This window comes from Enterococcus sp. DIV1316a (assembly GCF_050536915.1).
Classification (GTDB): Bacteria; Bacillota; Bacilli; order Lactobacillales; family Enterococcaceae; genus Enterococcus; species Enterococcus faecalis.
On the sequence record NZ_CP172913.1, the window covers coordinates 1,975,368 to 1,990,671 of the forward strand.

The 15,304-nt window shown below is 37.9% G+C and carries 13 protein-coding genes and 1 riboswitch; all 13 genes read right to left on the minus strand.

The features are described 5' to 3' along the window. Nucleotides 1-58: 58 nt before the first annotated feature. Nucleotides 59-409 carry a YlbG family protein gene (locus IGL56_RS09440; RefSeq protein ID WP_002356691.1) on the minus strand — a complete coding sequence of 117 codons (351 nt, stop codon included), beginning with the start codon at nt 407-409 and terminating at the stop codon, nt 59-61. Then, entirely contained in the window at nt 399-833 is a 435-nt protein-coding gene (locus tag IGL56_RS09445; protein WP_002356689.1) for a YlbF family regulator, read from the minus strand. Before IGL56_RS09445 ends, IGL56_RS09440 begins: the two co-directional genes overlap by 11 nt. Further along, nucleotides 830-1,954: a CAP-associated domain-containing protein gene (locus IGL56_RS09450; protein WP_002356688.1), complete on the minus strand. Its 1,125-nt coding sequence runs from the start codon at nt 1,952-1,954 to the stop codon at nt 830-832. Before IGL56_RS09450 ends, IGL56_RS09445 begins: the two co-directional genes overlap by 4 nt. 16 nt (nt 1,955-1,970) lie before the next feature. Continuing rightward, on the minus strand, nt 1,971-5,399 hold the full coding sequence (locus tag IGL56_RS09455; RefSeq protein WP_002356687.1) for a pyruvate carboxylase: 3,429 nt from the start codon (nt 5,397-5,399) through the stop codon (nt 1,971-1,973). A 32-nt stretch (nt 5,400-5,431) separates the two neighbouring features. Then, entirely contained in the window at nt 5,432-6,640 is a 1,209-nt protein-coding gene (locus tag IGL56_RS09460; protein ID WP_002356686.1) for an FtsW/RodA/SpoVE family cell cycle protein, read from the minus strand. Between the two features lie 3 nt (nt 6,641-6,643). Next, a complete protein-coding gene (locus tag IGL56_RS09465) occupies nt 6,644-6,949 on the minus strand; it encodes a YlaN family protein (protein ID WP_002356684.1) in 306 nt (101 codons plus the stop codon). Between the two features lie 226 nt (nt 6,950-7,175). Next, nucleotides 7,176-8,945 (minus strand): DNA helicase RecQ, encoded by a 1,770-nt coding sequence (recQ, locus tag IGL56_RS09470; protein WP_002356683.1) that lies wholly within the window; start codon nt 8,943-8,945, stop codon nt 7,176-7,178. 317 nt (nt 8,946-9,262) lie between these two features. Next, entirely contained in the window at nt 9,263-11,098 is a 1,836-nt protein-coding gene (typA, locus tag IGL56_RS09475; RefSeq protein WP_002356682.1) for a translational GTPase TypA, read from the minus strand. A gap of 220 nt (nt 11,099-11,318) precedes the next feature. Next, the gene (locus IGL56_RS09480; RefSeq protein ID WP_002356680.1) at nt 11,319-12,101 is read right to left on the minus strand and encodes an inositol monophosphatase family protein; all 783 of its coding nucleotides are present in this window, start codon (nt 12,099-12,101) and stop codon (nt 11,319-11,321) included. Further along, entirely contained in the window at nt 12,102-12,380 is a 279-nt protein-coding gene (locus tag IGL56_RS09485) for a UPF0223 family protein (RefSeq protein WP_002356679.1), read from the minus strand. A 49-nt stretch (nt 12,381-12,429) separates the two neighbouring features. Beyond that, nucleotides 12,430-13,695, minus strand: a complete 1,266-nt coding sequence (locus IGL56_RS09490; RefSeq protein WP_002356676.1) for a voltage-gated chloride channel family protein — start codon at nt 13,693-13,695, stop codon at nt 12,430-12,432. 76 nt (nt 13,696-13,771) lie between these two features. Then, nucleotides 13,772-13,841, minus strand: a riboswitch (Fluoride riboswitch). A gap of 50 nt (nt 13,842-13,891) precedes the next feature. Continuing rightward, complete coding sequence (locus IGL56_RS09495) at nt 13,892-15,142, minus strand: glycosyltransferase family 2 protein (RefSeq protein ID WP_002356675.1); 1,251 nt, start codon at nt 15,140-15,142, stop codon at nt 13,892-13,894. Beyond that, entirely contained in the window at nt 15,139-15,282 is a 144-nt protein-coding gene (locus IGL56_RS09500) for a hypothetical protein (RefSeq protein WP_002356674.1), read from the minus strand. The genes IGL56_RS09495 and IGL56_RS09500 overlap by 4 nt, the downstream gene beginning before the upstream one ends. Between the last annotated feature and the right edge of the window lie 22 nt (nt 15,283-15,304).

Below are 15,304 nucleotides of genomic sequence, written 5' to 3' on the forward strand. Positions count from 1 at the left end.
ATAACAAAAAGAGTGAAAAATGTTTGAAATTTCTCATAACATTTCTCACTCTTTTGCATTAGACATTCTCTGCTAAGCGAATCTCTGTAGATAATTCCTCTACTACATAGCCATCGTCTTCTTGTTCTTGATAAGCCGCTTTAGTACCAATTTTTTCAGCAAAATTCATTTCGACATCTGGTCGATACGATTTATCGACACTACGAACAAAATGTAACTGATTAATTTTTTCCATGTTACTTTCAATATTTTCTTCATTCATGTAAATCACCACATATTTCATTTTTCGTGAAACATAGTGAATCAGTCCATATCGGCGTAACTGTTTTAACGGTTTTAATGTGTATACCCAAACAATTAGGCAACGACGCTCTTGAAGCGTAAATTCTTTTCCTTCTTTAGCTTGCATGGCAGCTTCCTCCACAACCTGAATGTTTCTTTCCTCGTTCAAAGAAAGGATTTCCAGCATCTACTTTAATATCTTCAGAAATTAGTTGCGCAATCTTTAAACCAATTGTATCTAGCAACGTTTGAACGTTTGTCTCAGCAAAACGATAATTTGCAACGATTTCGTTTAAATCAAGCGCCCGCTTTGCTTTACGTAGAGCTCGTTGTTTCTCCCGAAAATCGGGTGCATGAATTCCATAAGCCTCTACTCGTTCAAAGGCTGACTTAGCTTCTAAAAATGCTTTTTGTAACTGAGCAACTTCCGCCGAAGCATACATAGCTTTTTTTGTTTCTTTATAGTTTTGAACAGCATCACTTTCTAAAAGTGCTGAAATTAAGCATTCTGTTTGATCTTCAATTGCAAATAAATGTTCTGTTACAATCATAACTTTTCACTACTCTCCGTGATTTGCCTATTTTCTGGTCGTTTCTCTAATAAGACTAACACACCTTCATTGGAAAAGGCAACGCCCAATTCTGTCGTTTCTGACTCAGCAAAATAGCTATCATATTGCGGGTCCGAAAACCATGACAAAATAGTAAAGGTACTATCATAAACAGGTTCTTGGAAAATACCTGCTGGTTCTCTCAACGAAAGTTTGCTCGTTTTAACTAATAAAGAAAATTCGTCCTTAGTCAACTGAAAGGGATGGATGGCTGTATGTTCCTCTCTCGTTTGTAACAATTCTGCTTGTCGATTTGCCGACAAAATTGTTGGTGTATGATTAGCCAGCGTTTGATACAATGTTTGGGCATCTTTTTGGCTTTGTGTAGAAACTGAAAAAGCAGCTTGATTTTCTTGCTGTTTAACCAGATTCATGACATAAATCGCTTGGTTACTTTGAACAGGATCGAAGGTCATTGACTGCGTTATATCAACTGGCAAAGGAGAACCTTCATTTAATTGATACGGCATTTCCGTGAGCAACGTTTCTTTATTGACATAATTAACTGCCATTAAACCGCCCGTCCGCTGATTAAAAAATAACACCGCAAAACTGCCATTATCAAAAGCAACCAGTGGTCGATAGTTCATATCTTCTTCCATCAGCTCGACATCGTAAGCTTCATGATGAAAATTAAATGCAAAATTCGAATAAATCGTCATTAAATCAGACAAGTCAGCAAGCTTCATATCTATTTTAAACGGTTCTATCATTTTGTCATTGTTAAAGGCCTTAATTGCGATGACTTTATTTTCTCGAACGTTGACTTCTAAGTAATCATTCATCGTCAAACCGAACGTCCATAATTCATACGTACGACCTGTTTTAATTTTTTCTTTAGGATTGCCAAACTGGCGGATAAAGGTTTCCACATCTTTCCCTATGTATGCTGCGTAGCCAGAAGCTGGCAATTCTTCATGAGGAACAGCGGTGTGAGCGCTGGATAAGCGCCCACTTTGAGCTGTTTCGGTTGGTTTTTCAGCAGGGAAAAAAACTGGCTCTAAATATCCGATGAGTAGAACTGTTAAAAAAACAGCAGTAAAGGCCCAAAATCGCTTCATTTTTTCCCCTCTCATCTTATTTTTCTTTCACTTCTAATAACAAATCACCTGAGCTGATTGCTTCGCCTTCTTCAACATAAATGTGATCTACCGTGCCCGCAAAACGTGCTTCGATAGTCGTTTCCATTTTCATGGCTTCTGTAATCAGCAACGGCTGACCTTTTTCTACTTTATCGCCACGTTTGACCAATACTTGTAGAACAGAACCAGACATCGTTGCGCCGATTTGTTCTTTATTAGTTGGTTCCGCCTTTTGTTTTACTTGAACAGCAGACTTAATGGAGGCATCTTTAACTAAAACCTCACGACGTTGCCCATTCAAATTGAAGAACAAGACACGGTTTCCGTCAATATCAGGTTCGCCAATTTCATCTAAACGAATAATTAACGTTTTTCCTCGTTCAATTTGAACTTCCAATGTCTCTCCTTGACGAATACCATTAAAGAATGTTGGCGTATCTAATAAGGTTATATCTCCAAAGGTTTCGTATTTTTGACGATACTCTAAAAATACTTGTGGATACATTAAATAACTTAAAACTTCTTCCAATTTAGGTTGATACCCAATTTTTTCGGCTAATTCTTCTTGTACTTTCGCAAAATCAACAGGTGCTGCTAAGTCACCTGGCCGCTCTGTGAAGGCTGGTCGACCTTTTAGAATAATTCGTTGCAGCTCTTTCGGGAACCCACCAACTGGTTGACCTAAATCACCTTGGAAAAAAGTCACAACGGATTCAGGAAAACTTAGTTCTTCACCACGCGCATAAACATCTTGTTCTGTCAGATGATTTTGAACCATGAAGAGTGCCATGTCCCCCACGACTTTTGAAGATGGCGTCACTTTTACAATATCACCAAACATCAAATTCACTGTGTGATACATTTTTTTGATTTCATCCCAACGGTGCCCTAAGCCTACCGCTTTTGCTTGCTGCTGCAGATTAGAGTATTGACCACCAGGCATTTCATGCATATAGACTTCTGTTTGCGGGGCATTTAAGCCATTTTCAAATGGTTGATAATACATGCGCACATCTTCCCAATAATGATTGATTTTCTGTGCATTATCAATGTTAATAGTTGGCGTCCGTTCACCATTGACTAAAGCATAATATAGACTGTTCATACTTGGCTGGCTAGTTGCGCCACTCATCGCACTCATTGCGACGTCAACAATATCAACGCCCGCTTTAGTAGCTGCTGAATATGTGATGATCCCATTGCCACTAGTGTCGTGAGTGTGGAGATGAATCGGTAAATCCGTGGCTGCCTTTAATTCACTAATTAAACGATAAGCAGCTTGTGGTTTCAATAAGCCAGCCATATCTTTAATCGCAATGATTTGTGCACCTAAATTTTCCAATTCTTTAGCCATATCAAGGTAATATTGAACATTATATTTTGCTCGGGCTGGATCATTGATGTCCCCAGTATAACAAATTGCTGCTTCCGCAATTTTTCCGGTATCCCGAACGACTTGAATACTTTTTTCCATTTGAGGAATCCAGTTTAAGCTATCAAAAATTCGGAAAACATCGACTCCTTGGCGAGCGGATTCTTTAATAAATTCTTCAATAACATTATCAGGATAATTTTGATAGCCTACCGCATTAGATCCTCTGAACAGCATTTGTAAAAGTGTGTTTGGCATCAACTGACGAATTTTTCTTAAACGTTGCCATGGGTCTTCGGTTAAGAAGCGATAGGCAACATCGAACGTAGCGCCACCCCACATTTCACTAGAAAACAGCTCAGGCAGGGCTGCATCAGTTAGACCAGCAATTGCTTTAAAATCTTGTGTTCTCACACGAGTAGCTAATAAACTTTGGTGCGCATCACGGAACGTGGTATCTGTCATTAACACACTTTCTTGATTCTTAACCCAATCGATGACGGCGGTTGCTCCTTGAGCGTCTAGAATATTTTTAGCTGTGATCACTTTTTCTGGAACTTCAATATCTGTCGGCACGCGCGGGGCTTCAAAATATTTTTTCTCCGTTCGTTCAATGCCAGGGAACCCATTGACCGTTACTTCTCCAATGTATTTCATCGTTTTATTGCCACGATCGCGCATACGAGGAAATTCAAATAATTCAGGTGTATTATCAATAAAGGTTGTTTTGGCTTCGCCAGATTGAAACGCTGGATAGCTCACAACATTTTGTAAAAACGGAATATTTGTTTTCACGCCACGAATCCGAAATTCTTTTAAGCAGCGTTGCATTTTACTGATTGCCTGTTCAAAAGAGAAACCATGGGTACAGACTTTAACCAATAAAGAATCAAAGTAGGGAGTCACAGCGTAGCCAGAATAAGCATTTCCTACATCTAAACGTACACCAAACCCACCTGGTGAACGATACGTATCAATTTTCCCTGTATCTGGCATAAATTGGTTCAGGGGATCTTCAGTCGTAATCCGACATTGAATAGCCGCGCCTTTTAATGTCAATTCGTTTTGTTTTGGCAAATGCATATCTTTATGCAAATCAAGCCCTTGTGCAATTTGTAATTGAGAGATCACAATATCAATATCTGTAATCATTTCTGTGATAGTATGTTCTACCTGAACACGAGGATTCACTTCAATAAAATAAAACTGATCCCCTTCTACTAAAAACTCAACCGTTCCCGCATTCACGTAGCCGACATGCGCCATTAACTGTACAGCAGCTGAACAAATGGCTGCTCGTTGTTCTTCATTCATTGATACACATGGTGCGACTTCTACCACTTTTTGGTGGCGCCGTTGAACGGAACAATCACGTTCAAATAAATGCAAGACGTTCCCATGATGATCGCCTAAAATTTGTACTTCGATATGTTTAGGATTAGAAATATACTTTTCAACATAAACCTCGTCAGAACCAAAGGCTGCTTTCGCTTCACTTTTTGCTCTTTCGTAACCTTCTCGTGCTTCCTTGGCATCGTGGGCAACGCGCATCCCGCGACCGCCGCCACCTAAAGCAGCTTTAATCATGATAGGAAAGCCATGCGTTTCACCAAAAGCTACGACCTCTTCCACCGTTGCTACTGGCCCATCTGAGCCTGGAATCGAAGCAATCCCCGCAGCTACAGCTGCTTCTTTCGCTTTAATTTTATCGCCAAAAATATCTAAATGGTGTGTTTTAGGTCCAACAAAAATGATTCCTTCTTCTTCACAACGTTCGGCGAAGCGTAAGTTCTCTGATAAAAAGCCATAACCAGGATGAATGGCATCTGCTCCCGATTTTTTGGCAATTTGGATAATATTTTCAATGTCTAAATAGGCTTCAATTGGTTTTTTCCCTTTACCAACTAAATACGCTTCATCTGCTTTGAAACGATGAACAGAATACTCATCTTCTGCAGCATAAATCGCTACTGTCTGGATATCTAATTCTGTACAAGCTCTAAAAATTCGAATCGCAATTTCGCCACGATTGGCAACTAATACCTTTTTCATAACGTCACTCCTACCATCAATTTCCTTCAAATTTATTGGTTCTGTTCTAAAGATAAATAGTACTCATTTTCTAATTTCTGACGTGTTTCATCTGCACTGATATTCAGGACAAAGGCCACAGCAATCGAAATAATCAGCAAACTATTCCCACCTTGACTCAAGAACGGGAAAGTAATTCCTGTTAATGGAATAATCCCAGTAATCCCACCAACATTAATAAAGACTTGAATTAATAACATTGTACCAATTCCAATACACATTAGTGAATTAAAAGGTTTCTTCGAGCGTACACCGACTAAAATAATTCGCGCAATCATAAACATCAACAATCCTAAAATCGCTAGACCGCCGATAATGCCTAACTCTTCTAAAGTAATCGCAAAGATAAAGTCCGTATGTGCTTCTGGTAAAAAGCCTTTTTTCTGAACACTATTCCCTAGACCTTTGCCAAACCAGCCGCCATTACTGATTGCATAATAAGAATTAGCTAACTGATGGCCTAAGTTCCGTTCATCTAAAAATGGATTTTTAAAAACAGCAAAACGATTATAAATATATTGATAACGCGCTGGGAAAATTTTTCCTTTAGACATAATTAATAACTGAATAGCCGTGATACTACCTAAAATGCCCAAGCCACCGACCAAGTAGGTATACATATAATTAATCCCACTTGCTAAAACCATCACGATGGTAATTAATGTTAGAATGGCCGCATTCCCGAAGTCAGGCTGGATTGCAACTAGAGCAATTAATACAAAAACGAGCATCAACGGGCGCCCGGCAGCTTGTTTAAATTGATCCATGCCTCCATTAATTGTCTTTTGTCGCCGTGCTAAAATATAAGACAGATACCAGACAACCATGATTTTTAAATACTCAGCTGGTTGCATCGAAAACCCACCAATCTCAATCCAACCACGTGCGCCGTTAATTTCTTTCCCGATACCAGGAATCCGAACGGCTAAAACCATAACCGTAATTACTGCAATGGCAAACATAATAAAACTTCGATTCTGGAAAACGGATGTTTTCATCTTATAAATAAAAAACATTGCAACTAACCCTACTACCCAAAAGGCAACCTGGTTAATAACGAATGAGGTAGGTGAAAAACCTTTCATTACTTGTAATGCGGATGTGGAACTATATACCATAATCAATCCCACGATACTTAAAATTAAATATGGAATAAAAATACTATAGTCTAGCAAATGCCGTTTCTTTACTTTGTTTGGCAAAGCTTAACCCTCCTTGCCAATCTCGTTTTTTTCTTGTGTTTCTTCATAAACATCTGTATATAATTGATTCAATTCGCGTTCTAAATCACTTAGTAAGCGATGTCCTTCATCATTAGTTAAAATCCCCAAACGGGTCGCATAGGTCACTTGTCTTGAAAAACCATACATTTGTGTATCCACCACTTCTTCAAATGCTTTACATTGAGAAATGCACAAACTGTTTTTTTGATTACGAATAAGCATTTTAATGCGTTCTGCATCGTCTTCTAATAATTGAATGGCAAATTTCTTTGAAATTCCTTCGTCCATTTGTACAGAACCTCCCTATCTTAATTAAATAATTATAACATAATTCTCAGTTAGATACATGATGATTTCAGAAAATTTCCTTTAAGAAATTTTCTAAAATCAAGCGATATATTAAGTAAGAAATCTCTTTATATAACAAGCTTATTTTATCAATACAACAACAAATACATTAAAAGACTTTTTCCTTATTTTCTGCTTTTAATTTTAAATAAAATAACAAACTATATCATTTTTTTGTCTCTTGATATTCTTTAATTACTTCTAAAAAGGCGGTGCCATATTTATCTAATTTATTTTGGCCGACCCCTTTTATTTGCAATAATTGAATCGTTGTTTGCGGTAATTTTTCACACATTTCTTTAAGTGTACTATCGGAAAAGACTACATATGGCGGCACGCCTGCCTCTTGAGCCATGTCCATACGTAATTCGCGTAATCGTTCAAACAAGGCATCATCCACTGCTACTTTTCGAACTTTTTGGTCTTCTTTTCGGAAGACTTTCCGTTCCCCTAAAAGCACCTGAACACCTTCTGTCGAGACTGATAACAACGGAAATTGCCCATCAGAAGGAATTAAATAACGTTCTGCTGTCAAATAATCAATCAGCTGTGTGACTTCTTTTTGCGTGCGACCTTTCATTAGTCCGTATGTTGGCAAACGATCAAAATGCCATTGATCAATTTTTTGATCTTTTGAGCCAGTCAAGACTTTACCAACTAAGCCCTTACCGAAACGTTCTCCCATACGTTTTACACAAGACAAAACTTTTTGGGCATCGACCGTAATATCGACTAATTCTCGATTATCCAGACAATTCGAGCAGCGACCGCAGTCCGTCCCTTCTTCACCAAAATAGCGTAAAATATATTTTTGTAAACACATTTGTGCATTCGCATATTGTGACATTTCCCGTAATTTCAAGTACTCTTTCTGCTTATAATCAATGGTCATTTCAGATTGTTCAATAAAGTATTGTTGAATTTGCAAGTCTTGTGGAGCAAACATTAACACAGCATCACTAGGCAGACCGTCACGACCAGCTCGGCCGGCTTCTTGGTAATAAGATTCAATATTCCCTGGTACTTGTGCGTGAATGACAAAACGAACATTACTCTTATTAATCCCCATACCAAAGGCATTTGTTGCTACCATCACTTGCACTTGATCATACAAGAATGCTTCTTGATTTTCACTACGTAACTGTTCACTCATGCCCCCATGATACATCCCAGCTGCAATTTTTTTACTTTCTAATAAATGATAAATTCGTTCAACTTCCTTCCGCGTGCTTGCATAAATAATACCTGATTGTCCAGTATTCATCTTTAAATATTCCAAAAGAAAAACGTCTCTATTTTGATCTTTCACGACTTGAAAAGATAAATTTTCTCGAGCGAATCCTGTTTTGATTTCATTTTCTGATGGAATTCTTAATTGCTTGACAATATCCTCCGCTACTTGTGGCGTTGCTGTTGCTGTTAGTGCAATCACAGTTGGTTGCTGTTGAAATTGATCGATAATCTCTGCTAAACGCAAATAGCTTGGACGAAAATCATGCCCCCATTGTGAAATACAGTGTGCCTCATCTACTGCCAATAAATCAATCGGTACATGTGTCAGCATCTGTTGAAAATCATAAGATTCTAATCGCTCTGGCGCAACATACAATAGCTTGACTTCTTTGTTAACCGCTAATTGAATACGATGATTCATTTCTTGATAGGAAATGGTACTATTGATATATGTAGCTGGAATCCCCATTAAATTCAGGGCATCTACTTGATCTTTCATTAAAGAAATTAATGGTGAAATCACCAATGTTAAATTATCCAGAAGTAAGGCTGGCAACTGATAACAAATCGATTTGCCTCCACCTGTTGGCATAATGCCTAAGACATTTTCTTGTCGCAATACATGACGAATAATCGTTTCTTGTCCTGGCCGAAAATCATCATAGCCAAATGTATCTTTTAATAATTCTTGTAATGCACTCATTTATTGCGCTCCAATCTTTGTTCTACAAGTCATTTTAACACGCTAATCTAACAGGAACAAGGTGTGTTAAAACAAGACACAATCGTGAAACACCAGTTAACGTGAAACATCAAAAAGAATGAAAAATTGTGAAAGCTTGCTATCAAAAGCTTTCAAAAATAGCGGCATTTGCTTGTTGTGGATAACGAGTAGTTATCCACACATAAAAAAATAACCTTATCTTAAAATACGCATTAATTCGTTTTTGCCATCAAAAAAACCAACTATTTTCGTAGTAAAACGAGCATAGTTGGTTTAAATGTTTATTTGTCGAAAAATTATTCAGCTTTTTTCTTTTTCTTGCTTGCTTTTTCGCGTTCGTTTTTGTTAAGAATTTGTTTTCTTAAACGGATGCTTTCTGGTGTTACTTCACAGTATTCATCTTCATTCAAGAATTCTAATGATTCTTCTAACGTTAATTTTTTCGGTTTTTTGATGACTGATGTTTGGTCTTTCGTTGCCGAACGAACGTTAGTCATTTGTTTAGCTTTTGTGATGTTCACAGTTAAATCGTTGTCGCGGTTGTTTTCCCCAACAATCATTCCTTCGTAAACTTCTGTCGTTGGTTCAACGAAAACTGTACCACGTTCTTCAATACTCATAATTGAGTAAGTCGTTGCTTTACCAGTATCGATTGAAACTAATGCACCTTGATGACGGCCACCAATCGTTCCTTGAATCATTGGTAAGTATTGATCGAAGGTGTGGTTCATAATACCATAACCACGAGTCATTGATAAGAATTCTGTTGAATAACCAATTAAGCCACGAGCTGGTGCTAAGAAGATTAAACGCATTTGTCCGTTACCGGCATTAATCATATCTTGCATTTCGCCTTTACGTAAACTTAGTGATTCAATCACGCTACCCATGTATTCTTCAGGTGTGTCAATTTGAACACGTTCAAATGGTTCACATTTAACCCCGTCAATTTCACGCTCAATAACTTCTGGACGAGAAACTTGTAATTCATAGCCTTCACGACGCATGTTTTCAATTAAAATTGATAAATGCAATTCGCCACGGCCTGATACAGTCCAAGAATCTGGGCCAATTGGATCAACACGTAAAGATACGTCTGTTTGTAATTCAGCCATTAAACGTTCTTCGATTTTACGAGCGGTGATGTATTTTCCTTCACGTCCCGCAAATGGAGAATTGTTAACTAAGAAAGTCATTTGTAAGGTTGGCTCATCAATGTGTAGAATTGGTAATGCTTCTTGATTGTGAACATCTACAACTGTTTCCCCAACGAAAATGTCTTCCATTCCAGAAACGGCAATTAAATCGCCCGCTTTTGCTTCATCAATTTCCACACGTTGTAAGCCAAAGAAACCTAAAATTTTCGTTACACGGAAATTTTTCACGCTGCCATCTAATTTCATCAACGCAACTTGGTCGCCGACTTTCATTGTGCCACGGAACACACGGCCAATCCCAATACGTCCAACGTAATCGTTGTAGTCTAGTAATGAGACTTGGAATTGAAGTGGTTCGTCTGAATTGTCAACTGGAGCTGGCACATGTTCAATAATTTTATCAAAAATTGGGGCCATTGTTGGCTCTTGATCTGCTGGATCATCTGATTCACTTGAAGTTCCGTTTAAAGCAGAAGCATAAACAACTGGGAAATCTAATTGATCGTCGTCTGCGCCTAATTCGATGAATAACTCTAAAACTTCATCTACTACGTGTTCAGGACGAGCAGAAGGTTTGTCAATTTTGTTAACAACCACGATTGGTGTTACTTTTTGTTCTAATGCTTTTTTCAATACGAAACGTGTTTGAGGCATTGTTCCTTCATACGCATCGACAACTAAAACAACACCATCTACCATTTTCATGATACGTTCTACTTCACCACCGAAGTCCGCGTGTCCTGGTGTATCTAGAATGTTGATACGTGTACCGTTATAATCTACGGCTGTATTTTTTGCTAAGATAGTAATTCCACGTTCACTTTCAAGTGCATTGGAATCCATTGCACGTTCTTGTAATTGTGTGTGTCCATCTAAAGTGTCAGATTGTTTTAAAAGTTCATCTACTAAGGTTGTTTTACCATGGTCAACGTGGGCGATAATTGCCACGTTACGAATATCATCTCTGTATTTCAATTTAATTGCTCCTTATCTATATACGCTTATGTTACTTAAGTCCATAAAAGCCGACTGCTTATTATAGCAAACTTTTTTCATTAAAAAAAGGCTTTCGCCTGCAAAAATAATGAAAGTTTTAGAAATTATTCGGCTTTTTCTGAAAACAAGGACATTTTTTTACAAATCTTTCTCTTTTAAAAGAGGAAGAGCCTTACCTTTCAGCAACGCTCTTCTTTGATTATTCCGATTCATTTAAATACCGGGTAAATACTTCATCATAGGTTTCAGGAGTTGCTGCAATAAAGTATTCACGACCCGCAAAAGTTAATGGTTTTCCTGTAATACCAGAGTATTTAAACCCAAATTCTTCCAAAAGTACTAAGCCTGCTGCATAATCCCAAGGACTTAGATTAGATAAATAGCCATGATGGTTGCCTTTTAACATGGCAATAATTTCCAAACCTGCACAACCGCTAATACGCACGCCCATACTTGCTTGTCCGATTTCCGTTGCGTGATGAATATTTTTTCCATGCATGTAAGCATTCATGCCCCATAATCCATCTGCCAAGGCTTTCATAGTAGGCGCTTTTAATAATTGATTATTCCGATAAACGCCAAGCCCTTTGCCGCCCCAATAAAGTTCTTCTCGCATCACATCATAGATAAAACCTAATTTACCAATGCCGTCTTCATAAACAGCTAACATAATACAAAAATTTTCTCTTTCCATCACGAAATTCATTGTGCCATCAATCGGATCGATGATCCACACGCGACCAGCAAAACTTTTTAAAGTATTGTAGCCTTTTTCTTCCCCTAAAATTTGATCTTCGGGAAAATTTGTTTGAATTTTATTCATTAAAAATTCTTGGGTTTGTTCATCCATATTTGTCACTAAATCAGTGCGGCCATTTTTCTGTTGAACGGTTAACTCTGATTCCAAGTTCATTCGAATCACATCGGCTGCTTCAAAAAGCCAACTTTGAATTGTTTGAATAAATTTTTGCGTTTCAGTCATCTAATCATCCCCCAGCTTTAATTTACCGCTTCCCTGTTTTTTAGCTTGTTGAAGCGTACGATATAACGAATATCCTGAAGCATTTTCAAATTCACGACCTAAGCGTTTTTCTTCGCCGATACTTTTAACGACCGTTTTAAATTGTTGATAAGTTGTTAAAAATTTGTCAACAGGTAAGCCTGTTTCGTTGGCTTGCTCAACTGCTGTCCACATATTTGTGACAATCACCATTTCCTCCGTCGTCCAATCTAAATCTAATGGATATTGATAGTCTTTCATGTCTTCACCTCATCTTCTCTAGTTTAGCATATTTTCATAAAAAAACATCTTATTTACGTCGATTTTTTAATGCGTTAAAGAGAGGATATTCTGCTGTTCCTTTACGATACAAACTTTGTTGTGAAGCATAAATACCGCTGTTTCCTGAACACATAAAACTGATTAAGCAGACCATGAAAAAATAGACCGCCGCTTCACTACCAAATAGTTCAATGCCCATAATGAAGCAAGCAATCGGCGTATTCGTGGCGCCAGAAAAAACACCAATAAATCCTAAACCCGCTAAAAAAGGAATTGATAGATGTAACAAAGGGGCCAAAGAACTCCCTAACGTAGCCCCAATTTCAAACAATGGCGTCACTTCTCCTCCTTGGAATCCGGCACCCAAGGATAACACCGTAAAGAATAATTTCCCAACAAAATCAAAAGGCTGCGCATTGCCTGCAAAAGCATCTTCTAATAAAGGTAAACTCAAGCCTAAATAACGCTGGTTGTTTAAGACGAGCACAAACAGAACGACAATGGACGCCCCAAGAAACGCACGAAGGTAGACATTAGCAAACCAATTTGCATAGGTCTTTTTTAAAAAGACAATGGAACGACTAAAAACCCAACCTGCCAAACCAAAACAAATCGATGCCAAAAATAATTTTACAAATAGTTCAACCGACCAAGTCGGAATTTTGCCCATCGGATAATGCGTATGTGTTACACCAAAACTTTCAGTTACAAAATTAGCAAATAAGCCTGCAAAAAAACTTGGGAAAAGTGCCTCTGCACGAACTTTTCCAATCGCCAAAACTTCTAATCCGAAAACCGTTCCCGCTAATGGTGTGCCAAAAACAGAACTAAAACCTGCACTAATTCCGCTAATAATAATTACTTGTCGTTCCAAAGCGGACAGTTTAAAGACTTTTCCTACAGCATTTGCGATTGCGCCCCCCATTTGCACCGCCGTCCCTTCACGACCAACAGAACCACCAAATAAGTGCGTAGTAATCGTGCCAAACAATGTTAAAGGAATTAAGCGCAAGGGAATATCTTCTTCCCCGCCATTGCCTTGTTCAATCACTAAGTTATTTCCTCGGCTAGCATTTTTCCCAAAACGCGTATAGAAATACGTAAAAACGACACCGCTAATGGGGAGGATAAAGAGTAACCAAGGATTTGCTAAACGAACATCTGTTACATAGGTGAGACTCTTTAAGAAAAAGGCGGATAACGCCCCCATAAATAAACCAATAATTGCGGTAATGAGCAACCATTTTGCCATATAACCGCCGATTGATAGTAGTTGCTTTGTTTCTTTTTTCACTTTACATGCTCCTTTACAATTTTCTTATCGCCAATCCTAGCGTACAGAAAAAGCCTACCAAAGGGTACACTTCTCCCGTTTGGTAGGCGTCATTAATTTATTCGTCCAATAAATAGTTCGTGGTGAACACCATCACCATGTTGCTATTAAACTATTAAAAATAATACCACGCAACTCTGGAAAGTGCAATAAAAAATCAATTGCGTTCCGTTTTTATCCACGTGCTATTACCTTTGATAAACCGATAATAAGCCATCACCACACTAACGAATAAAATTAAGTACATGTAGGAAATAGTAAAAGGCAAAATAATCAGCCCCAGTTTTGCAGGTACTTTTAGTTGAAAATTTTTCAACTCGCGATAATAGTTGATTGTAAAAAAAATGCCGAAAACTAACGAAATACTGACGGCCAAAACAAAACTAATGACAAGCGATAACGAAAAGCCTAACCTATACAAGTGTTGCAGTTGGAGCCCAGTTAAGACAAAAACGAGCATCCCCGCTACGAGATTAATAAAGGGTTGCGCTAAAAAATAATAGATTCCACACTTCTGCCTTAGCGTTAATGACTTTGATTTAATCACCCTGGGTAAATACGCTAGACAATCTAAATTTCCTTGAACCCAACGACTTCGTTGACGAATAAAACGTTTCACATCTCTCAGTGCTTCTTGAGCCATAAAGGCCTCGTCAATATAAGCAATCGATAACTCTTTCAGCATTAATTTAATAGTTAACTCATAGTCATCCAACAAAGCATTTCCCCAAGGCTGATAGCCTAAGTGTTCGGTAATCATTGATAACCGAAAAAACTGACCATTGCCACCAAGTCCGATGGTTTTTGTTGCTCGACGCGCCTTTTGAATAAAATTATTAATCGTAAAAAACTCAACATCTTGTGCAATAAACATAAAATTTGTGACATCTTTCATTTTGATTCTTGTTTGCGCAGCACAGACTGTTTTATCTGTGAAAACAGCAGTTAGCTCATTGACAATATTTTCACTAAAAAAACCATCTGCATCTACCACACCCACTAAAACTTGATCCCAAGAATAGTGTCCTTTTTCTGCATCTGTTAATACAATTTGGAAAGCGTGGTTCAAAGCGGCTCCTTTGCCTTGTTGCGCATTGGGAAATTGACGAGACAGAACTTGGATTGGACCAGCAATACTGTCCATCATTGCTTTGGTTTGGTCCGTTGATCCATCATCAATCGCAATTATTTTTTTCTTAATTGGTAAAGCAACCAGTTTTTTTAATGTTTCTCCGATGACTTTCTCCTCGTTTACACACGGTACAAGAAAGTAGCAGAAAAATTCTTCTGCTACTTCGACTTCTCTTCTTGTTTTTTTTCTTGTTCGAAAACTGAGAAATAAACTTGTAAATAAATAGGTTAAGAAGATGAACATAATTACTTTGTATAACTGATACAAATAAATCATGTAATTTGACCTCTTTTAAAAAAATAACGGTATAGAATGTAGGCAGTGACAATCGAAACTAGAATAACGCCAATTAAATCAACCACAAAAAAGGCGCCTGTTGAAATTACCCCAAGTTTCGGTAAAGCTGATTGGCTCATTAAATACCCCTTTCTCTCTATT

Bases quoted from the DNA above. Each gene is read 5' to 3' on its own strand.
- IGL56_RS09440 (WP_002356691.1), bottom strand. From the start codon at position 409: ATGCAAGCTAAAGAAGGAAAAGAATTTACGCTTCAAGAGCGTCGTTGC.
- IGL56_RS09445 (WP_002356689.1), bottom strand. From the start codon at position 833: ATGATTGTAACAGAACATTTATTTGCAATTGAAGATCAAACAGAATGC.
- IGL56_RS09450 (WP_002356688.1), bottom strand. From the start codon at position 1,954: ATGAAGCGATTTTGGGCCTTTACTGCTGTTTTTTTAACAGTTCTACTC.
- IGL56_RS09455 (WP_002356687.1), bottom strand. From the start codon at position 5,399: ATGAAAAAGGTATTAGTTGCCAATCGTGGCGAAATTGCGATTCGAATT.
- IGL56_RS09465 (WP_002356684.1), bottom strand. From the start codon at position 6,949: ATGGACGAAGGAATTTCAAAGAAATTTGCCATTCAATTATTAGAAGAC.
- recQ (WP_002356683.1), bottom strand. From the start codon at position 8,945: ATGAGTGCATTACAAGAATTATTAAAAGATACATTTGGCTATGATGAT.
- IGL56_RS09480 (WP_002356680.1), bottom strand. From the start codon at position 12,101: ATGACTGAAACGCAAAAATTTATTCAAACAATTCAAAGTTGGCTTTTT.
- IGL56_RS09485 (WP_002356679.1), bottom strand. From the start codon at position 12,380: ATGAAAGACTATCAATATCCATTAGATTTAGATTGGACGACGGAGGAA.
- IGL56_RS09495 (WP_002356675.1), bottom strand. From the start codon at position 15,142: ATGATTTATTTGTATCAGTTATACAAAGTAATTATGTTCATCTTCTTA.
- IGL56_RS09500 (WP_002356674.1), bottom strand. From the start codon at position 15,282: ATGAGCCAATCAGCTTTACCGAAACTTGGGGTAATTTCAACAGGCGCC.